The sequence below is a fragment of the Salinivibrio proteolyticus genome (assembly GCF_001996165.1).
Classification (GTDB): domain Bacteria; phylum Pseudomonadota; class Gammaproteobacteria; order Enterobacterales; family Vibrionaceae; genus Salinivibrio; species Salinivibrio proteolyticus.
Genome location: NZ_MUFP01000001.1, coordinates 64,269 through 85,505, shown reverse-complemented (window position 1 = coordinate 85,505; position 21,237 = coordinate 64,269). Strand labels below are relative to the sequence as shown.

Genomic DNA, 21,237 nt, shown 5'->3' with positions numbered 1-21,237 from the left:
CTCAGTTACTGATTCCCTGTGATGCGCGCTCGCTCGATAACAGGTTTTTGGTCTTTTTCTGTTTTGCTGGCCAAGTGCTTATCAATAATATTTTTCAGCGCAATGAGAAACCCGACCGCAAGGAAAGCGCCGGGGGGCAAAATGGCGAGCAAAAAGCTGGTGTCAAATTGAAAAATCTCAATTCTTAGCGCAGCAGCCCAATCCCCGAGCAATAGGTCAGCACCATCAAATAAGGTGCCGTTGCCCAGTATTTCGCGGATGGCGCCAAGAATCACGAGAGCGGCTGTCATTCCTGTCCCCATCCAAAAGCCATCACTGATTGACAGTCCCACCGGGTTTTTAGATGCAAAGGCCTCTGCACGACCAATAATGATGCAGTTGGTGACGATTAATGGGATAAAAATCCCTAGCGATTGATAAAGGCCAAAGGCATAGGCATTCATCACCAACTGAACACAAGTTACCAAAGAGGCAATGACCATCACGAAAATCGGGATGCGGACCTCTTTGGGTACCCAATCTCGAATCACAGATACAATGAGGTTTGAGCCGACGAGAACCGCGAGGGTCGCCACCCCCAATCCGAGGGCATTGGTGACGGTTGCTGATACCGCCAACAGCGGGCATAGGCCTAAAAGTTGTACGAAGGCTGGGTTGTTACTCCACAAGCCGTTTTTCATCAACTCTTTATGGGCGGTATTCATCATTGACCTCCACAATTAACGGGCTGATTGATCAGTACATTTTGATTCTGGCTGACAAACCAAGCTGCCTTTTTCACCGCTTTAACCACGGCTCGAGGCGTGATTGTCGCGCCGGTAAATTGGTCGAATTGTCCGCCATCTTTGCGCACGGCCCACCGATTATCGTTCTCTGCCGTCACTTTTTTACCCGCAAAGCTTTGCACCCAATCTGAAACACGAATATCGACTTTATCACCCAGCCCTGGTGTTTCATTGTGGGCAAGAACACGCACACCCAATACGTTATGGCTGGTGGCATCCATCCCAATGAGCACGCTAATCGCGCCATTGTAACCATCGGGAGCAATGGCTTGAATGGCCACTGCGGTGACTGTGTCATTTTGGGTGGCAACGTAAAAAGGCTGTGCTTCGTCGGTACCTAATGCATCGACATTTTGAATCAAACGACAGGTCTTGTGTAAGGCGTTGTCGTGCATCGATTCAGGGATCACTTGGTTCAGGGCCTTCGCCAATTGTCTTTGTTGTTGCTCTTGAATCGTGTCTTCGGTGAGCGCATGTGTAATAGCAACTAACGCGGTGGAGAGCAGTGCCGCTATCGCAAGGATCCCACCGTGTTTGCGAATGGTTTCAATCATGATTGTGACTTCTTCTCTGCACGTTTATGGGTGTGGCCATAGGTACGTGGCTTGGTGTAATAATCAATCAAAGGAACGCACAAGTTGGCGATAATCACGGCGAAAGCCACACCGTCTGGATAACCGCCCCAAGTACGAATTAAGAAAACCAATACCCCAATAATGCCGCCGAACCACAAACGCCCTTTATCGGTGGTGGAGGCAGAAACTGGATCCGTGGCGATAAAAAAGGCGCCGAGCATGGTCGCACCCGACAAGAGGYGAACGAGTGGAGAGGCTAATTGGTCGGGCGCGATCAAATGGCCGATTAAAGCGCATGTCAGCAAGGCGGAGAGCATGGCAACTGGAATATGCCAGTTGATGATGCCACGTTGAATTAGCACCAATCCGCCCACCAAATATAGGGCATTTACCCATGCCCACCCTTCGCCAGCAATGGCACTGAAAATAGGCTGTTGAAGCGCTTCGCTGACCGTTTTACCCCCAGCGAGTGCTGTTTTAATCGTATCGAGAGGCGTGGCCATAGTGACGCCATCAGCGGTCATGCGTAATTGGTTAACGCTAAAGCCGTCTAAGGTGAAACCACTGAAAATTGCAGATAAAGCATCGCCTAAGGTGAGTGGATAGGCGGCGAGGCTCTCTGGCGGAAGCCAAGTGGTCATTTGCACAGGAAATGAGATCAAAAGCACCACATAGCCAACCATGGCAGGGTTGAATAGATTCTGCCCCAAGCCGCCATAAATATGCTTCGCTACAATGATTGAAAACAGCGTACCAATCACGATGACCCACCAAGGCGCGAGCGGTGGAATGGCCACAGCGAGCAAAAATGCAGTGAGTAGCGCACTATTATCACGCAAATAAGCAAGCGGGGGGCGTTGACGAAGTCGCATAACGACCGCTTCAGCTGCCCATGCTGTCGAGATGGCAAGTGCCAACTGAATGATGACTCCCCAGCCAAAGAAGTACCACTGGGCCGCCAAACCAGGTAGTGCACACAGAAGGACTGTAAGCATGATTTGACTGGTTGAGCGCTTGTTGTGGGCGTGCGGAGAGCTAGCAATAAAAAACGCCACGGCAATTATTCCTTATCTTCACTGGTTTGTTGGGCAGCTTTTCTCGCTTTAGCGCGCGCAACGGCGGCTGCGACAGCTGCTTTCTTGTCGTTTTGTGGCTCAGCGGATGGTGTAGGCGCTTGATGACTCGCCTCACTATCCGTTGATTCTTGCTGTGCTGCTTTACGGGCTTTAGCACGGGCGACGGCTGCGGCTACTGCAGCTTTTTTATCACCCGCATCAGTGCCGTCTGGTGTCGCGGAAGCGGGTTCCGCAGGCGCATCGGATTGCTCAGCCGCTTTGCGCGCTTTGGCACGGGCGACGGCTGCTGCGACTGCAGCTTTTTTATCACCCGCATCGCTGCTTTCCTGTGTCGCGGAAGCGGGTTCCGCAGGCGCATCGGATTGCGCAGCCGCTTTGCGCGCTTTGGCACGAGCAACGGCCGCGGCCACCGCAGCTTTTTTATCACCCGCATCAGTGCTGTCTGGTGTCGCGGAAGCGGGTTCCGCAGGCGCATCGAATTGCTCAGCCGCTTTGCGCGCTTTGGCACGGGCGACGGCCGCGGCCACCGCAGCTTTTTTATCTCCTGTATCGGTGCTGTCTGACGTAGCGGAAGCGGGTTTAGCAGGCGCATCGGATTGCTCAGCCGCTTTGCGCGCTTTGGCGCGGGCGATTGCAGCGGCGACTGCATCTTTCTTTTCGCTGCTTTGCTCTGCGTCTACAGGCGTTGCGGCAGCTTTTGCTGCTTTTCGCTCACGAGCCTGCTGCTTGCGTGCCTCTCGCAGCTTCATCATTTCGCTGTTGTCGGGTGTTTCTTGTCCCGCCTTAGCGGCTTCCGCTTGTTTTGCTTTAGCGCGAGCAATGGCTGCTGCAACGGCAGGTTTTACGTCACTGTTTTGCTGGGCGGCTTTTTTCGCTTTAACACGCTCAACAGCAGCTGCGAGCGCATCATTGTTACCTGCATTCTGCTGAGCGGCTTGCTTACGGCGTTCTGCGGCTTGGCGGTGGCGCTCTTCACGCTCTTGTTTTTCGCGCTCCATACGTGCTTTTTTGGCCTCAAAGCGCTGACGTGCGCGCTCGGCGGCTTCTTTCTCTGCTTCTATTTCACGTATTTCGGCTTTTGCTTGGCGATAGTATTGCACCAAGGGAATTTCGCTTGGACACACGTACGCGCAAGCTCCACACTCGATACAATCAAATAAATCGTAATCTTGGCATTTGTCGTAGTCTTGATCTTTGGCGTACCACTGCAATTGCTGAGGAAGTAAATTAACAGGGCAGGCATCAGCACAGGCGCTACAGCGAATACAGGCCATTTCCTGTTGAGCTGGGGTGATTTCTCGGCGAGTGGGGACCAATATACAGTTAGTGGTTTTGGTCACAGGAACCTCGTCATGAGGTGCCGTAAAGCCCATCATAGGGCCGCCGATAATCACACGGGGTAATTTTATATCTTGCTTGTAGCCATGCTGGGCAAGCAAAAACGCAATGGGTGTGCCTAATAATGCCCAGCGGTTCTGCTGCGTTTGTAACGTTTTACCTGTAAGGGTGACCACACGTTGAATCAAGGGCTCGCCATCGATCACGGCGCGCTTAATCGCGTAGGTCGTTCCGATGTTTTGCATCAGCACACCAATACTGGCGGGAAACGCTTTGGCCGGTACTTCCTTACCCGTGATCAGTTTGATCAGTTGCTTTTCACCACCTGATGGATACTTGGTGGGCACCACTTGAATTAGGATCTCTTGCTCAGCTTGTGCTGCCGCTGCTTTTAATGCCGCGATGGCCTCGGGTTTATTGTCTTCAATGCCAATCACGGCAAGTTTGGGTTTGACAATATGCATGAGGATTTGGGTGCCGGTGATGATTTCGTTGGCACAATCTTGCATCAAACGATCGTCTGCCGTGATATAAGGCTCGCACTCTGCCGCATTGATAATCAGGATCTCGGTGCGGGCGACGCCACTTTGTAATTTGCGTGCAGTCGGGAAGCCTGCGCCTCCCATGCCAGCGATACCCATGGCACGAATATGGTTGATCAGCTGTTCTGGAGCTTGTTCGCGGTATTGACGTAAATGTGGCTTCGGTCCCCAAGTATCCTTGCCATCCGGCGCGATAACCACACATTGATCCGATAAGCCCGATGGGTGCGCGATGGTTCTATCTTCAATCGCGATCACTTTTCCTGACGTTGGGGCGTGGATGGGAACGCATTGCTGCATATCGGTTTCGGTCAGTGGCTGGCCGGCTAAGACCTGATCGCCAACCTTAACCAGAAGTTTACCCTTACTGCCAATGTGTTGTTTAAGCGGGAGCACTAAGGTTTCTGGTATGGCTACCGGCAGAATGGCGCTGTGATTGGACTGTTTTTTGTTTTCAGGAGGATGAATGCCGCCATGGAAGTCCCAAACTTGGCCGTGTTTGATTTGCTCAATAAGGCTTAACATCAAGCTTGTGCTCCCTGTTTATTTGTTACGTCAACCACAGGAATTTGTTCCAGTTTCCACTTCCAGGTCTCCGGTGTGTCTTGTACCGGAATCATTTCAATACAATCCGTAGGGCAAGGGGCTACACACAGGTCACAACCGGTACAGTCTTGCTCGATAACGGTATRCATCGCTTTTGTGCTACCCACGATGGCATCCACTGGACAGGCTTGGATACACTTGGTGCAACCAATACAGTCTTCTTCGTGGATAAAGGCGACTTTTTTGACGCTTTTTTCTTCATCATGCGCCAGTTCTGTTGCTTCGACACCCATCAAGTCGGCTAAGTTCTCAATGGTTTGTTGGCCGCCTGGCGGGCACTTATTGATATCGTCGCCGTTTGCAATGGCCTCGGCATAGGGACGGCAGCCCGGATAGCCACATTGGCCGCATTGGGTTTGGGGTAAAATCGCGTCAATTTGATCTACGATCGGGTCGGCATCCACTTTAAAGCGGATCGACGCAAAACCGAGGATGGCACCAAAGATGGCTGCCAGTGCCGCAAGAACCACAACGGCAATAACAATTCCACTCATGACAACTTCACCAATCCTGTAAAGCCCATAAAGGCGAGAGACATTAACCCGGCCGTTATCATTGCCACTGAGGCGCCGCGAAACGGAGCGGGTACGTCAGCGGCCGCAATACGCTCACGCATGGCAGCAAAAAGCACCAGCACCAGCGAGAAACCACAGGCCGCACCGAACCCATAGATGATGGACTCGATAAAGCTGTGTTGTTGCTTGATATTTAGCAGCGCGACCCCAAGAACGGCACAGTTCGACGTAATTAAAGGCAGGAATACGCCGAGCAAGCGATACAGAGTGGGGCTGGTTTTGTGCACCACCATTTCGGTAAATTGCACAACAACGGCGATGACCAAGATAAAACTTAGTGTTCGCAGATAACCCAGTTCAAGTGGGACCAGTATATAGGTTTCAACCAAATATGAGCTCACCGAGGCAAGGGTCAGTACAAACGTCGTTGCGAGACCCATACCTATTGCAGTTTCCAGTTTTTTTGAAACGCCCATAAATGGACACAGGCCCAAAAACTCCACCAGTACGAAGTTGTTGACCAATACCGTGCCCACTAAAAGCAACAAATACTCAGCCATGCTGTTTAATCATTTAATGTTTTTGTGATCTGCCTATTATCGGCCTTTGGCGCGGCTATAACAACCGCTGTAAAGCAGGGTTTTTGTGTTGGCTCGTGTAAGGACTGCGTAACGGACCATCACAACGCTTACTTGAGGGTAGTGGACGGAACAATAAGACGATCAGTTTTGTGGTGGTGCAAAAAAGCGCAGCGGCTTGGAGAGTGATTGAGAAAGACCTGCAACATAATCTGCGTAACAGATAGGATAAACACTTACAGACAGTATCAATGTGATAAGGAAGGTGGCTCCCCCTGCGGGAGTCGACGGGGACGCCTAGTCCTGCGACATAATCTGCGCAGCAGATAGGATAAACACTTACAGACAGTATCGATGTGATAAAGAAGGTGGCTCCCCCTGCGGGAGTCAACGGGGACGCCTAGTCCTGCGACATAATCTGCGCAGCAGATAGGATAAACACTTACAGACAGTATCAATGTGATAAAGAAGGTGGCTCCCCCTGCGGGACTCGAACCTGCGACATACGGATTAACAGTCCGCCGTTCTACCAACTGAACTAAGGGGGAACAGATTTTTTGAAATTGGCTCCCCCAACTGGACTTAACGGGGGCGCCTAGCCCAGTGACATATTCCGCATTGCGGAACGATTAGTTTGAATAACTAAGTCTGTCATCGGACATAAAATTGGCTCCCCCAACTGGACTCGAACCAGTGACATACGGATTAACAGTCCGCCGTTCTACCAACTGAACTATGGGGGAATTGCTTTTCAAGAATAACGTTCACCATGTGGTGAAAAGTGGCTCCCCCTGCGGGACTCGAACCTGCGACATACGGATTAACAGTCCGCCGTTCTACCAACTGAACTAAGGGGGAATTGCCTTGAAAGCGGGGCGAATCTTAGCGAGCAGATTTAGGGGTGTCAACGGGATGCAGTGAAGAATTTTGACCTTTTTGACTGAATGCTGAAAAGGTAAACGCTATATGTTGACAATTCGCGCAAAACGGTAAGTTTTGCATCTTTGGCTTGCATGGTATGTCTTGACTTGTGAGAAGGCAGAGTACGCAAGGCCTCTGTAGAGTTACCCACAAATTCTGTGGATAAGTGTGTGCGCAGATCTTGAGGAAGTCATTATAGTGTTGATTTTATGCAGTTGATCATAATTAAACTTATATAGTTAACCTATAGAGCACTGAAATTTCGCGATTTTTAATTTTTGAAGAGTGATGGAAACGAAGAACGGTGTATGTTTATGCACAGTGTGAAAAATAAACGATGGGTGAATAGCGGGGATAGATTATCGAAAACGTTGGTGATTTTGCCTAGGTGTTGGCGTTTTGCAAGTGTCTTTAGCGGGGATTTCCTAAAGCGGACAGACAGTCTATCTAGGTCGTTTTTTAAGGTCAACGTTTATGGATAAAAAAGATCGATTTGTCGTTCGCTTTGGTAAAATGGCTCGACAGATTGACTCGACAAAGTGAGTCCGGACAATAGCGTCATTGGCTTGTGGCCCAAAAGGATAGCTTCATGAGTAAAACATTTTCTCTACGTTCTTCATTCCAACCATCCGGCGATCAACCAGAAGCAATCCATAAGTTATGTGAAGGGTTGGAAGCTGGTCTTGCGCATCAGACCTTGTTAGGGGTCACGGGGTCGGGAAAAACCTTCACCATGGCGAATGTGATTGCAGAGCTTAACCGTCCAACCATGATTCTCGCCCCTAACAAAACATTAGCGGCGCAACTTTATGGAGAGATGAGAGAGTTTTTCCCTGACAATGCGGTTGAGTATTTTGTTTCCTACTACGACTACTATCAGCCGGAAGCCTATGTGCCCTCTACCGATACTTTTATTGAGAAAGATGCATCCATAAACGATCACGTAGAGCAGATGCGACTCTCTGCCACCAAGGCGCTGATGGAGCGACGCGATGTGGTAATCGTGGCCTCTGTGTCGGCTATTTACGGTTTGGGGGATCCTGATTCTTATTTAAAAATGATGCTGCATATTCGCCGAGGCGACTTGCTCGATCAGCGTACTATCCTAAAGCGGCTCGCCGAGCTTCAGTATACGCGCAACGATCTCGCGTTTGAGCGTGGCACGTTTCGGGTGCGCGGTGAAGTCATTGATATTTTCCCCGCCGAGTCTGATCAAGATGCCATCCGCGTTGAGCTATTTGATGATGAAGTTGAAACCATTAGCGTGTTTGACCCCTTAACTGGCCAAGTCAGCGCCAGAGATATTCCGCGGTGTACGATTTATCCCAAAACGCACTATGTCACACCACGGGAGCGGATTTTGGATGCGGTCGAGAAAATCAAAGTTGAGCTTGCTGAACGGAAAAAGTATCTGCTCGACAATAACAAACTTCTCGAAGAGCAGCGCATTACTCAGCGGACGCAGTTCGATATCGAAATGATGAACGAGTTGGGTTATTGCTCCGGAATTGAAAACTATTCGCGCTATCTGAGTGGACGCGCTGAGGGTGAGCCACCTCCGACGCTGTTCGATTATCTTCCTGCGGATGGACTTTTGATTATCGATGAGTCGCACGTGACTGTCTCTCAAATCGGGGCGATGTTTAAAGGCGACCGCTCGAGAAAAGAGACCTTGGTGGACTATGGCTTTAGATTGCCATCAGCACTTGATAATCGCCCGCTAAAATTTGATGAGTTTGAATCCCTGGCACCGCAAACGGTTTATGTCTCCGCAACGCCGGGTAATTATGAGCTTGAGAAGTCCGCGGAGGATGTGATTGATCAAGTGGTGCGTCCTACCGGCCTGATTGACCCTGAGATTGAGGTACGGCCTGTCGCGACGCAGGTCGACGATTTGCTTTCCGAGGTTCGAGCTCGCCGAGAACGCGACGAGCGGGTGTTAGTGACCACACTCACCAAACGCATGGCTGAAGATCTGACTGAATATATGCAAGAGCATGGTGTTCGCGTTCGGTATCTTCATTCTGATATTGATACGGTGGAACGTATGGAAATCATTCGTGACCTACGCTTGGGGGAGTTTGACGTATTGGTCGGGATTAACTTGCTTCGTGAGGGACTCGATATGCCAGAAGTCTCACTGGTTGCTATTTTGGATGCCGATAAAGAAGGCTTCTTGCGCTCAGAGCGTTCTTTGATTCAAACCATCGGGCGGGCGGCGCGTAACCTCCATGGTAAAGCGATTTTATATGGCGATAATATTACCAAATCGATGAAACGGGCGATTGATGAAACCGAGCGACGTCGAGCCAAACAAATTGCCTATAATGAAGAACACGGTATTACCCCGCAGAAACTGAATAAAAAAGTCATGGATGTGATGGAAATGGCGGCGGGCAAACGCGTGAAGAAAGGTAAGCCAGCCATGAAGTCACTTCGTGCTGTGGCAGAGCCGGATGCAGAATATACACTGCAATCGCCTCAAGCCATAGATGCTCAGATTAAGAAGCTGGAAGGGCAGATGTATGAAGCGGCGCAAAACTTAGAGTTCGAAAGCGCGGCACAATTACGCGATCAAATTCAAGTGCTGCGAGAGCAGTTTATCGCGAATAGCTAAATAAAAAAAAGCCAACCTAAAACGACAGGTTGGCTGTAGTGTTTCAGTGAGCATGTACTCACAAACAACGTCAGTTGGCTAGGTGACCCCAAAAGGGTCATCCTCTGTTATGCATTCAGCGTGCCAACTATTATAATGCGGCTTTACATGGACAAACCGTGTGGTTTTAGTGAGTTGTTATCATTAAACTGCAAATGTGATTGCATAATGCAACGCATTTCGCATACGCTCATGCAATCATCATGAGCGTAATGCATAACAATCACATCGATTATGGGATGCGAGACGCCACCCTCGGAGGACAAATGCCAACACTATCACACAGTAAACGCATACTGATGGTAGAAGACACCGCGTCAGTGGCTGCCCTTTACAAATCTTACTTGAATCCACTTGATGTGGAGGTTGAGATCGTTGGGACGGGTCAGGAAGCGCTGAATTTCTTTGCACAACAGGGTGATCAGCTCGCGCTAATTATACTCGACCTTCGTTTACCAGATATGTCGGGGATCGACGTATTGGCTCATGTCCGCGCGAATGCGCCAGGTTTACCGGTGATCATTATGACCGCGCATGGTTCCATTGATGCGGCAGTGGATGCGATGCGCAATGGTGCCAACGATTTTCTGATCAAGCCGTGTGAAGCAGATCAACTTAGGGTAACGGTGAATAAATCACTCAAGCCAAAAGTAGCGAGTCAATCGCAGTCTGAACGGCAAGAGGGAGAATATCATGGCTTCATCGGTCGCAGTTTACCCATGCAAGCGGTCTATCGGGTTATAGAATCGGCGGCGCCCAGTAAAGCCACCGTCTTTATTACCGGGGAAAGTGGTACGGGTAAAGAAGTGTGTGCTGAAGCAATCCACGCGGCGAGTACGCGCAGCAATAAACCCATTATTGCCTTGAACTGTGCGGCGATTCCCAAAGACTTGATTGAAAGTGAGCTATTTGGTCACGTGAAAGGTGCGTTTACAGGTGCAGCGGCTGAGCGTGACGGGGCAGCTGAGTTAGCGGATGGCGGCACCTTGTTTTTGGATGAAATTTGCGAAATGGATTTGGATTTGCAATCCAAATTGCTGCGATTTATCCAAACCGGCACATTTCAAAAAGTGGGCTCTTCCAAGGTAAAAAAAGTGGATGTCCGTTTTGTGTGCGCCACAAACCGTGATCCTTGGTTAGAGGTTCAGCAAGGAAAGTTTCGTGAAGATTTGTACTACCGACTCCATGTGATCCCTCTCGCGCTTCCACCATTAAGAGACAGAGGCAGTGATGTCCTAGAAATAGCCAATGCCCTGTTGGCGCTGTTTTCTGCCGAGGAAGGAAAAGACTTTTGTCGCTTTAATGAAGCCGTTGTAAAACAATTACTTGAGTATGATTGGCCCGGAAATGTACGCCAACTTCAGAACGTAATCCGCAATATAGTGGTGCTGCACAATGGTGAGGAAGTCACTGTCGAAATGCTTCCGCCTCCTTTCGCGCGCGCATCTGGTGTCGAAATTGCATCGTCCCATCCGAACATTCGGTCAGAGGTGGCACTGCAAACGTTGACGGCACGCGAACAGAGTGACGATAACCTGACGGCAATCAGTAAATCGGATATCGAACCGCTGTGGAAAACGGAGAAACGTGCCATTGAAGTTGCGATTGATGCTTGTAATGGCAACATTCCGCAAGCAGCAGGGTTATTGGAAGTTAGCCCCTCGACCATTTATAGAAAATTACAAGCTTGGCAAAAAACTGCGGCGAATTAATGATAGGAAGCGGATGTATGGCCACCACAGTGAACACTGAAACATTACGTCGACTGGCTTTGGAAGTAGGGGAAGATACCGTCACCGTGCTTTTAACGGTATTTAGCGATGAGCTTTCCCAATATCATTCTCAGCTTTCAGGCTCACCGTCTATTGAGCAGGTACGAGAGATTAGTCATGCGATTAAAAGCAGCGCTGCCAGCTTTGGCGCAGACGATCTAGCGGAAATGGCCCGTGAGTGCGAATCTCGTGTCCGTCAAGGACAAGATGAGTGGATGTCGCACCATTTGGATGAGCTGACCGATATGCTACGCGGCACAGCATCGACATACCGTGACTTAGCTGTTGAGCAGGACTTCATCAATAGCTTGACGTAGTTTGTCTCTGTCATGACGCCAACTGTGATTAGAAGAGGCCAATTGGGCCTCTTTTTGTTGATAACGTTCAGCTAAATTTGCCTCTGCCGTTTCCCCCAGCACCCAGTCGATTTGTCGTCCGCCCATCGCTCGTTCACACCATTCCAGCATGGTAGCCAAGGGCATCGCGCCAGCAGGCCCCAATTCTTTACCTAGGTTACGAATAAAGACGATTTTGGCTTGGCTCTGTTTGAGAGCGCGACTGAGTTCAGGAACCAGCAAAGGGGGCATGACGCTGGTCAGAAAGCTTCCTGGTCCGAGCAAAATGACATCCGCCAACTCAATCGCTTCAACGGCCTCGCGAGTCGCCGGCACTGTCGGTGATAAGAATAGTCTTGAGGGAGGTTGCGGGAGCTCATCAATATGGGTTTCCCCAGCCACTGTCTCCCCATCTGCGGTCAGCGCAGCGAGATCAGAAGGGTGCTCTGACATAGGGAGAATATGTGTTTTTACATTCAGCAAATCACGGATCAACTGAATGGCTTCGAGCGGGCGAACCGACAGGTTATCTAATGCAGTTAGGATCAAGTTCCCGAGGTTGTGACCGTTTAATTCCCCTTTACCTTTAAAGCGGTACTCAAATAGCATGGATCCAACAGACGGTTCTGTGATGAGTTGATTAAGACAGTTACGCATATCTCCCCATGCTATCCCGCCTTGGCAAGCACGAATACGGCCTGTCGAACCGCCATTATCCGTGGTGGTCACTATGCCTGTGACACGACTGCCATGCTCGCTTAGCGCCGACAGTACGCGGCCAAGTCCGTGTCCGCCACCAATGGCAACAATGCGGGTTGTTCGATCAGAAAGAGGCGATAAGGTCATGAGTAACCGTTCGGTGTGCTATGTACGTAAACGCTGAGTTTACTGAATAAGTGACCGAAWGTGTAAAGGCTAGGGCAGGGTTTTGTGAATTGACAATAAAAAAGGGTAACTGTGGTCGTTACCCTTGCCTATAAAACCACCAAATAAAGCGGCGTAGGCCAAATCGCAAGGCAGCACTAAAAGGATGGCGCTCGACACCTCACCGCTTTTCTGTTTGTTTAGCCGCGTTAATGCGGATCTTGCATCATGCTAAGAAGGTAATCCCGTGTGGTACCGCAAGAGTTGTTGGCCATCAGCTGCTGTTTTTCTGTGGTAGGAAGCGGCAGCAATTCTAGCCAGCGCTGACACAGCCAGCTCAGGTTGGAGAACTCGGTTTGGCGGTGCATTTTTTGCAATTCAGGATAACGTTCAAACATCGACTGTAGCCGCTCGACAAGGGGTTGGCTTTGGTCGTCCACTTGACAATCGGGCCAGCGAGGCAGCGCACGCACAGAAGCAAACAGCATATCGTTCTGTTGTTGGTTAAAGGTTTGGATCGAAAAACGCGCAGTACCGCGGGCGGTGACAACTAAGCATCCATCTTCCTGACTGGTAGTGAAGTCTTCGATATCGACAAAGGTGCCAAWWTCGGTGTGTTGCCATTGGCTGTTGCTGTCCGCCATACACACCCCCAACGGTAACCCATGCTTCATGGCGAACACGAGCGTATTCAGCGCATTGCCCGCAGGGATACGAAGCGGAATTCTACCTCCAGGTAGAATGTGGCGGTCGTTAAACAAAATCGGTGTAGATTGAGCCATGATGCACCCCCTGACGAGCAAATAAATCGGTCTAGTAATCTAGATACTGCAAAAGGGGTGCCTACTTTTCTAAATGCCCATGTATCCTAGCAAGGACAAGAGAAAACGGTGTCTTAACGATAGGTAGGACTGGTTTAGTCGCATTTTGCGACGCAAATGTATGAGCTTTTGTACTATTCTGCAATGACGCTCATGAAGACGATTGGCGACTCCACTTGTTGAGTTGACGATAACACTGAGTTTCGGCGCGATTGAGCTCGTCCATGATGGCTTGGATATCTTCTTGTTGTTGCTGCAAGCGACGTTGTCGTTGCTGAATGGCCTGAATCATTTGTTGGAGCGCGCGTGGTGTGTTTTTCTCCGCGTCGTACAGCTCAAAAAGTTCTCTCATCTCGGCCAAAGAAAAGCCGAGGCGTTTTCCCCTCACGATAAGGGAAAGGCGCAGATAGTCTTGATATCGATATAAGCGCTGCTGACCTTTACGTTCAGGCGTGATTAACCCTTCGGCTTCATAATAGCGAATGGCTCGATGTGACAGGCCAAAAAGTGTTGCCAGTTCTGCAATTTTGTATCGATGATTTATCGAGGTTGTCATTGCATCAATGTCCTTATTGTTGCACGTTGCTGCATAGTAACTGAGCTTATCGGCAACGCAAGGGATGGTGTTGGTGTTTTTTAGATAAAAAAATAGCCTCCAAGGGAGGCTATTAATTATTTACTAACACTCGCAACTGTCAGCTGTCTCGTTGCGGCTTTTTACCCTTCGTTGGGTTGTAACCATGACGGACGCGCGCGCACAGTGGGCGAGAGGTTGAACCTTGTGGTCTCATTGTCAGTTGTTGCTCTTTGTCGGAAGTGATAACTGTGATGGTGCCGGGAACAACTCACCATCACGTGTATGATGGGCTAGATGTAATCGAATAACAACCCTATTTGCTCAAAAAAGCAACGATATTGGTATTTCGTCTAAACAGAGACTTATTATCATTTAATGTTATTAAAACAATCCGGTAAGTGGTCGATAACGCGCGGTGGAGCATCCATTGATAGTGTTTTGATTTTTCTGTGACAAAGGTGTAGCTTAAATGTTGCACAAGCGGTTTGTACTCAAACGCCTTTTAGGGCTCTAATCGCCTTAGTTTGAGTGTCTGTGCCGAATGGCTATTTGTTCAGGAGGACACAATGAAGCACAAGCGCTATAGCAACAAAAAAATCAAAGAAATGATCCACGACGCAGTACCACAAATGGAAAAAGCCCGAGAAGAGGGGCGCTCTCTATACGATCATGATAGAGACTCAACTCAGGAGGAGCATCCCGCTTTCGAAACCGATGAAGCCAAAAAATAGGGTTTGATTTCTTTGAATTGGCCAGCGAACTCCGCTGGCTTTTTTGTGTCCAGAATGAGTGGGGAGTCATTCTTCCACTCCAAGGTGTTGATAAATATATTATTTGTGACGACATCGTTTGTGTCGGTATTTTACTGTTTTTTGTGACCGTGATATCTCTCTGACATAGCATTTTAGCGTTTAAGTTGAGTTTTATTGACAAATAGCGTTAAGTAGTTGCGTTTACATATGAGTAACATTTGGTTGCAGTGTACAAAGTGTGATCTTCTGGGGATGAATACCGATACAGCGATTTGTATGTTTCCTGCTCGATATGGCAGCGGCAAATGACTAGCCAATACGCAGAAACAGTATAAATGGAAATTTATTCGGTTTTTTAATTCTTTCTGTGAATAAAGTGCTACTTATTACAGCTCATACCAGCTGAGTGTTCTCATTTGTCGTTTATATCTAGTTAAATATGAGTTTTTCTTGCCATTCTATGGCAAAATACTTCAGTTTTGTGGCAAAACACAGCGCTGATTGGTAATGTTTTGCCATWAATCGCATAGGGTAGGTTAGCAATACGTGTTTACACGAAGGACGCTCTATACCCCCTATGTCGATTGTCACGGATGCATATAGCGATTGTTATGGAGTTACAAGATGAAGCTAAACACGATCACCCGAACCCTCTTTATGGGCGCTGGCCTATCTCTGGCTCTTACAGGATGTAGTGAACCAGAGCAAAAACAAACCTCCCAAACGAGCCCCGAAACGAAAACCGAAGCGCCTGCTGGTGAGCCGAAACTTGCTGAAGTGCAAGAGTTGGTTCGTGGTAATGGTGCAGAAGTCGCTTCACTCGACCCGCACAAAACTCAAGGCGTGCCTGAATCTCACGTCATTCGTGATTTGCTGGAAGGCTTGGTTAACCAAGACGCCGATGGCAATGTGATCCCTGGGGTCGCAGAGCGCTGGGAAAACAAAGACAACAAAGTTTTCACCTTTTACTTGCGTAAGGATGCTAAGTGGTCAAACGGCGATCCTGTCACCGCACACGACTTTGAATACAGCTTTAAACGTGTTGTCGATCCGAATACCGCGTCGCCATACTCATGGTATGTCGCTTATACCCATATGCTAAACGCCAAAGACATTGTTGATGGCACCAAAGATAAAGAGACTTTGGGTGTGAAAGCGCTCGACGATCACACGCTACAAGTCACCTTAGATACCGCGGTGCCTTACTTGGTGAAAATGATGGGTCATACCACCATGAAGCCAGTGAACCAAAAAGTCGTTGAAGAGTATGGCGATCAGTGGACAAAGCCTGAGCACTTTGTGGGCAATGGCGCCTATGTCGTTGATAACTGGGTAATCAATGAGCGCATTGATCTCAAGCGTAACGAACAGTATTGGGATAATGAAAACACGACGTTAGATAAAGTAACTTTCTTACCCATTGAAAACCAAGTTTCAGAAATGAACCGCTTCTTGGCCGGTGAGATTGATATGACGTACGAAATCCCCAACGAGCATTTCCGTCGTCTTAAACAGGAGCACCCTGAAGATCTTTCGATCGTCGGTAACCTGTGTAGCTACTATTACCTGTTCAACACCAAGCGCGAACCCTTTGATGACGTTCGTGTACGTAAAGCCTTGTCTTACGCCATTGACCGTAATGTCGTGACTGACGCGCTACTGGGCCAAGGCCAAAAGCCTGCTTACTTCCTCACGCCGGAAATTACTGCAGGCTTCTCACCAGAGTTACCGGCTTATGCGAAWATGAGCCAAGAAGAGCGTGATGCAGAAGCAAAACGTCTTCTCAAGGAAGCGGGTTTTGACGAAAGCAATCCACTTGATTTCTCATTACTCTACAACACCAGTGAGAACCACAAAAAACTGGCCGTTGCGATTGGTCAAATGTGGAAAGACAAGCTGGGTGTGAATGTAGAACTCAATAACCAAGAGTGGAAAACCTACCTGAGCACCAAGGATGAAGGTGACTTTGATGTGGCACGCGCAGGTTGGTGTGGTGACTATAACGAAGCCTCTACCTTCTTAACACTGATGCGTAGTACCAATACATCAGGCGGTGTGCATTACGACAGCAAAGCCTACGATGCCATCATGCAAAAAGCGATGGAAACCACGGATGATGCTGAGCGTGAGCAACTGTACCTAGACGCTGAAGCGCAAATGGCGAAAGATATGCCGATCGCGCCTATCTATCAGTATGTTAAAGCGCGTCTCCTTAGCCCGAAAGTGGGCGGGTTCCCTGCGAATAACGCTGAAGAGAAGATCTTCTCTAAAGATCTTTACATTAAAGCGGAATAAACCCCTGACTCACAGCTAACTAAGGGAGTCGCCATAGGCGACTTCCTTGGCTGGCTGTCGCTGTCTGTGAGGTCTATTCAGACAGCGCTCGCTGTGATTCTCAAAACGATACGGTACAGCTATGTTGAAATTTATCGCTAAGCGAATTTTGGAAGCCATTCCAACTTTGTTGGTATTGATCACTGTTTCCTTTTTCTTAATGCGGTTTGCGCCCGGCAACCCTTTTTCAAGTGAGCGTCCGTTACCCCCAGAGGTAATGGCCAACATTAATGCTAAGTATGGCTTGGATAAGCCGGTGTTCGAACAATACACCACCTACCTTGGCAACATTTTACAGGGTGACTTCGGTCCCTCATTTAAATACATCGATTTCTCGGTGAACGAGCTGATCGCGGGTGCATTTCCGGTATCTGCCCAAATTGGCGCCTTGGCGTTTTTGKTCACGTTAGTGTTTGGCGTCACGATTGGCACCATTGCGGCACTCAAGCAAAACACCTGGATTGACTATGCCATTATGTCGACAGCCATGCTTGGGGTGGTAATGCCATCATTTGTTCTCGCTCCAGTGTTGATTTATATCTTCTCGATTAATCTCGGTTGGCTTCCTGCTGGTGGCTGGCAAGGTGGTGGCTGGCAATTTATGATCCTACCCATGATAGGGATGTCGCTGCTTTACGTGGCAACGTTTGCGCGTGTCACTCGAGGCAGCATGATTGAAACTTTGAACAGTAACTTCATTCGTACCGCTCGTGCGAAAGGACTGAGCTACCCCAAAATTATTGTTAAACATGCACTTAAGCCGGCGATGCTACCAGTTGTTTCGTACATGGGACCTGCATTTGTGGGGATTATTACTGGTTCGGTTGTGATTGAAACCATCTTTGGTTTGCCTGGCATCGGTAAGTTATTCGTGAACGCAGCGTTTAACCGCGACTATTCACTGGTACTGGGCTGCACCATCTTAATTGGTACGCTAACCATTCTGTTTAACGCTATCGTCGATATCCTGCTGGCGTATATCGATCCTAAGATCCGTTACTAGGGGTGACATAATGCTGACGAAAAAAGAAAATATTGACGCCCTCGAGAGCTTCTCTGAACAAGTCGATGTGAAGGGTCGAAGCTTATGGCAAGATGCTGCGGTGCGTTTTCGACGCAACCGCGCGGCGATGGCAAGTTTGGTCATCCTGTTTTTGATTGGTCTTAGTGTGATTATTGGGCCGCACCTAAGTGCCTATGCCTACGATGCGACCGATTGGTATGCTATTCATGCTGCGCCATCATTTGGTATGGAGGGGCATTGGTTTGGTACCGATGCGCTGGGACGTGATTTGTTTACCCGCACCATGATGGGCGGACGCATTTCGATTATGGTCGGTGTCATGGGGGCACTCGTCGCGGTGCTGATTGGTACGCTATATGGTGCCACATCAGGCTTTATTGGCGGCCGCACGGATGCCGTCATGATGCGTTTGGTCGAGATCCTCCAATCGATTCCATTCATGTTCTTTGTGATTGTGTTGGTCACCTTCTTTGGCCGTAATATCGTGTTGATCTTCGTTGCCATCGGCTGTATTGCATGGCTAGACATGGCGCGTATTGTGCGTGGTCAAACCCTAAGCTTACGCAGTAAAGAGTTCGTCGAAGCGGCTCATGTCTCAGGGGTTAGCACGCGTCACATCATTACTCGTCATATCGTGCCAAACGTGCTCGGTATTGTTGCGGTTTACTCGACCTTGCTTGTGCCCAATATGATTTTGTTTGAATCATTCCTGAGTTTCTTGGGGCTAGGGGTGCAAGAGCCGATGACTAGCTGGGGGGCGTTGTTGCAAGAGGGTTCTCAAACGATGGAACTCGCGATTTGGCAATTGCTTTTCCCTGCGGCCTTTATGGTAATGACACTGTTTTGCTTTAACTATGTTGGTGATGGTTTACGCGATGCGTTAGACCCGAAAGACAGGTAAGTCATTTAGGGTTCTTACTGTAAAAAAGCAAAAATATGGGAAAGCGCAGGTTTATCGCCTGCGCTTTTTTGTTATGGTTTAGTTGCAAGTGTTTCAAGGATGAGAATAGCGCTGGCATTATGCGAGTGCGTTGTAATGACAAGGAGCTGTCATGAAATCCCTTTCGATCCAATGGAAAGTCACGCTGGTGGCTGGCGCCTGTGTCGCCATTACGGCGGCAGCGCTGCTGAGTTTTTCGTCGTACGTGAATCAGCAACTCCACCAAACCGTTAGCACTGCGAGTACGCAGAGCCTAAAACAATCTGCACAGCACTTGGCGACAAGCCAAGCACAAGTGCAAGCCACCCATGTTCAACGTTCGCTTGATGAGGCGGTGTACCGCGCACAAATGCTGGCCCAAAGTGTGGTGTATTTACAGTATAACGCGGAGCAAAATTTTACGGACAGTGGTGAGCTTCGCGGCTCGATTAATGAACTCGTCCGTCGCTCGGTCGTGAACTTCGACACTGTGCAAGCAGCGTTTGTCGTGTTTAAGCCCAATGCACTTGACCAAGAAGATGAGTTTTACCAATTAGACAGTGAACGCGGCGCCAATGCCTCAGGCCGCTTTGCCAGTCTATGGCAAAAGCGTGGCGACCAGTTGATGCCATCAGTGCTGAGCGAAGCGCAAATTAGCGATACCGCTCGCACCGCCTCTGGGCAGCCCAGCAATTATTGGTATCAATGCCCGCTTAGCCAAGGCACAGCGTGTGTGTCCGCCCCCCAAAGTGATAGCGAAGGCTTACATGTTACGATTTCCTCACCGCTGATGCGTGATAGTGATGTGCTCGGTGTGCTTGGGATTGAGATCCAATTGAATGACCTACAAGCCTTGATTGAGCAAGCGGACCAAGCACTCTTTGACGGCCGTGGGCATATTAGTGTGATCAGTCAGCGCGGCCAGTTGGTGGCAACCGATGAGCCCAATGCATTGGGGAGTGATATCTCGCAATTGCGTTATTCGCCATCTCGGCTGTCTGAGTGGATAAGCGCAGGTGACGCGAAGACGCAGTGGCAGCAAGGCCAATTAATGACCTATGTGCCGATTGCGCTACCCAGTGCAACATGGGGAGTGCTCATTTCGCTGCCGGAACAAGCATTGCTGGCGAGTGCGACACAGCTAGCATCGCAGATAACTGCGCAACGCGCGCAAGCCGCCACAACTGAGCGGACCTTGGGCGTGATTGCCATTCTACTGGCTTTAGTCGTTGTGAGTATTGCTGCACGGCAAATCGTTAAACCATTGCGCCTTTTAGCCGCTCGGTTAGCGGAGATTGCGGATGGTGATGGCGATCTGACTCAGCGCATTGTCCTCAAAAACCGCGATGAAATTGGTGTATTAGCGGGGCGGTTTAATCGCTTTCTCGATAAGCTCCAGCCCATCATGGCAAACGTGATTGATAGCGTTAAAGAAGCGGAACACACCGCTAAAGAAGTATCACGCGTGGCGGCGCAAACTCGAGATGGTAGTCGTGAACAAGTCGCAAGCTTGGATGCGGTGGCAACCGCCTCGGAGCAAATGACGCAAACGGCGACGCAAGTCGCCCGCCATACTGAATCCGCGCTAAGCGCGGCTAGTGCCGTGAATACAGCGACGGCGCGTGGGGAGGCGATTGTCACAACCTCGTCTGAAGCGATGGCGCGCTTGGTCGAAACGCTCAATGGCGCCACGCATGATGCGCAAGCTTTACATAAAAGCAGCCAAGACATTACCGAGATTTTAACYGTCATCGATACCATGTCAGAGCAAACCAATTTGCTTGCGTTAAACGCGGCTATTGAAGCGGCACGCGCGGGAGAGCAGGGACGAGGATTCGCGGTGGTGGCAGACGAAGTCCGAGAATTGGCTCAGAGAACCAACCAGTCTATCTCGCAGATTCGTACCGTTATTGACTCGCTCCAGTCAGGGGCTGACTCCGTTGTCTCTGCTATTCACGGTGGTAATCAACTGGCAGATCATACCGCGGAAAAAGTACAAGAAACCGTAACCAGCTTAGATCAAATACGTGCGGCGATGCAGGAGATGATGGATCTAAATAGTGAAATAAGTGCCGCGGCTGAGCAACAAAGTGCTGTCTCAGGCGATGTCACCCAAAACGTGACGCATATTCGTCAGCGCAGTGATGAACTCTTGTCGCATGCTGAATCTACCGCCAGCATAGCTAGCCAGCTTGAAGGGTTAGCAGGCCGCCAGCGTGCGCTCACGGCCCAATTTAAAGTATAACC

General features: G+C 49.4%; 17 protein-coding genes and 3 tRNA genes. 8 read left to right on the top strand and 12 right to left on the bottom strand.

The window, feature by feature from the left end; all coding sequences use genetic code 11:
* Positions 1-5: 5 nt before the first annotated feature.
* The 9 genes from BZJ19_RS00405 to BZJ19_RS00365 form a co-directional block, all read right to left on the bottom strand.
* On the bottom strand, positions 6-704 hold the full coding sequence (locus tag BZJ19_RS00405) for an electron transport complex subunit E (RefSeq protein WP_077674220.1): 699 nt from the start codon (positions 702-704) through the stop codon (positions 6-8).
* Positions 704-1,339 carry an electron transport complex subunit RsxG gene (gene rsxG, locus BZJ19_RS00400; protein ID WP_077674219.1) on the bottom strand — a complete coding sequence of 212 codons (636 nt, stop codon included), beginning with the start codon at positions 1,337-1,339 and terminating at the stop codon, positions 704-706. The genes BZJ19_RS00405 and rsxG overlap by 1 nt, the downstream gene beginning before the upstream one ends.
* The gene (gene rsxD / locus BZJ19_RS00395; protein WP_077674218.1) at positions 1,336-2,415 is read right to left on the bottom strand and encodes an electron transport complex subunit RsxD; all 1,080 of its coding nucleotides are present in this window, start codon (positions 2,413-2,415) and stop codon (positions 1,336-1,338) included. The genes rsxG and rsxD overlap by 4 nt, the downstream gene beginning before the upstream one ends.
* A gap of 5 nt (positions 2,416-2,420) precedes the next feature.
* Positions 2,421-4,841, bottom strand: coding sequence for an electron transport complex subunit RsxC (gene rsxC / locus BZJ19_RS00390; RefSeq protein ID WP_077674217.1), 2,421 nt, complete (start codon positions 4,839-4,841; stop codon positions 2,421-2,423).
* Positions 4,841-5,416 carry an electron transport complex subunit RsxB gene (rsxB, locus tag BZJ19_RS00385; protein ID WP_077674216.1) on the bottom strand — a complete coding sequence of 192 codons (576 nt, stop codon included), beginning with the start codon at positions 5,414-5,416 and terminating at the stop codon, positions 4,841-4,843. Before rsxB ends, rsxC begins: the two co-directional genes overlap by 1 nt.
* Positions 5,413-5,997 (bottom strand): electron transport complex subunit RsxA, encoded by a 585-nt coding sequence (rsxA, locus tag BZJ19_RS00380; protein WP_069590073.1) that lies wholly within the window; start codon positions 5,995-5,997, stop codon positions 5,413-5,415. The genes rsxB and rsxA overlap by 4 nt, the downstream gene beginning before the upstream one ends.
* 490 nt (positions 5,998-6,487) lie before the next feature.
* Positions 6,488-6,563: transfer RNA gene (locus BZJ19_RS00375), tRNA-Asn, on the bottom strand.
* Between the two features lie 119 nt (positions 6,564-6,682).
* Positions 6,683-6,758: transfer RNA gene (locus tag BZJ19_RS00370), tRNA-Asn, on the bottom strand.
* 39 nt (positions 6,759-6,797) lie between these two features.
* Positions 6,798-6,873, bottom strand: a tRNA-Asn gene (locus BZJ19_RS00365).
* Positions 6,874-7,525: 652 nt separating this feature from the next.
* Here BZJ19_RS00365 and uvrB point away from each other — a divergent pair.
* From uvrB to BZJ19_RS00350, 3 genes are all read left to right on the top strand, one after another.
* Positions 7,526-9,553, top strand: coding sequence for an excinuclease ABC subunit UvrB (gene uvrB / locus BZJ19_RS00360; RefSeq protein ID WP_077674215.1), 2,028 nt, complete (start codon positions 7,526-7,528; stop codon positions 9,551-9,553).
* A 305-nt stretch (positions 9,554-9,858) separates the two neighbouring features.
* A complete protein-coding gene (luxO, locus tag BZJ19_RS00355; RefSeq protein ID WP_077674346.1) occupies positions 9,859-11,304 on the top strand; it encodes a quorum-sensing sigma-54 dependent transcriptional regulator LuxO in 1,446 nt (481 codons plus the stop codon).
* A 17-nt stretch (positions 11,305-11,321) separates the two neighbouring features.
* Positions 11,322-11,681, top strand: a complete 360-nt coding sequence (locus BZJ19_RS00350) for an Hpt domain-containing protein (RefSeq protein WP_069590917.1) — start codon at positions 11,322-11,324, stop codon at positions 11,679-11,681.
* Here the strand turns inward: BZJ19_RS00350 and BZJ19_RS00345 are convergent.
* The 3 genes from BZJ19_RS00345 to BZJ19_RS00335 form a co-directional block, all read right to left on the bottom strand.
* Positions 11,643-12,545, bottom strand: a complete 903-nt coding sequence (locus BZJ19_RS00345; protein ID WP_077674214.1) for a YvcK family protein — start codon at positions 12,543-12,545, stop codon at positions 11,643-11,645. The genes BZJ19_RS00350 and BZJ19_RS00345 overlap by 39 nt on opposite strands.
* Positions 12,546-12,772: 227 nt before the next feature.
* Entirely contained in the window at positions 12,773-13,345 is a 573-nt protein-coding gene (locus tag BZJ19_RS00340) for an LON peptidase substrate-binding domain-containing protein (protein WP_077674213.1), read from the bottom strand.
* 190 nt (positions 13,346-13,535) lie between these two features.
* Positions 13,536-13,940, bottom strand: a complete 405-nt coding sequence (locus tag BZJ19_RS00335; RefSeq protein ID WP_077674212.1) for a MerR family transcriptional regulator — start codon at positions 13,938-13,940, stop codon at positions 13,536-13,538.
* 587 nt (positions 13,941-14,527) lie between these two features.
* Between BZJ19_RS00335 and BZJ19_RS17080 the strand changes: the two genes are divergently transcribed.
* From BZJ19_RS17080 to BZJ19_RS00315, 5 genes are all read left to right on the top strand, one after another.
* Complete coding sequence (locus tag BZJ19_RS17080; protein WP_157891143.1) at positions 14,528-14,692, top strand: hypothetical protein; 165 nt, start codon at positions 14,528-14,530, stop codon at positions 14,690-14,692.
* Between the two features lie 645 nt (positions 14,693-15,337).
* Entirely contained in the window at positions 15,338-17,008 is a 1,671-nt protein-coding gene (locus BZJ19_RS00330; protein ID WP_077674211.1) for an ABC transporter substrate-binding protein, read from the top strand.
* A 121-nt stretch (positions 17,009-17,129) separates the two neighbouring features.
* The gene (gene oppB, locus BZJ19_RS00325) at positions 17,130-18,050 is read left to right on the top strand and encodes an oligopeptide ABC transporter permease OppB (protein WP_077674210.1); all 921 of its coding nucleotides are present in this window, start codon (positions 17,130-17,132) and stop codon (positions 18,048-18,050) included.
* Between the two features lie 10 nt (positions 18,051-18,060).
* Entirely contained in the window at positions 18,061-18,972 is a 912-nt protein-coding gene (gene oppC, locus BZJ19_RS00320; RefSeq protein WP_069590927.1) for an oligopeptide ABC transporter permease OppC, read from the top strand.
* A 151-nt stretch (positions 18,973-19,123) separates the two neighbouring features.
* Entirely contained in the window at positions 19,124-21,235 is a 2,112-nt protein-coding gene (locus BZJ19_RS00315; protein WP_077674209.1) for a methyl-accepting chemotaxis protein, read from the top strand.
* The last annotated feature ends 2 nt before the right edge of the window (positions 21,236-21,237 follow it).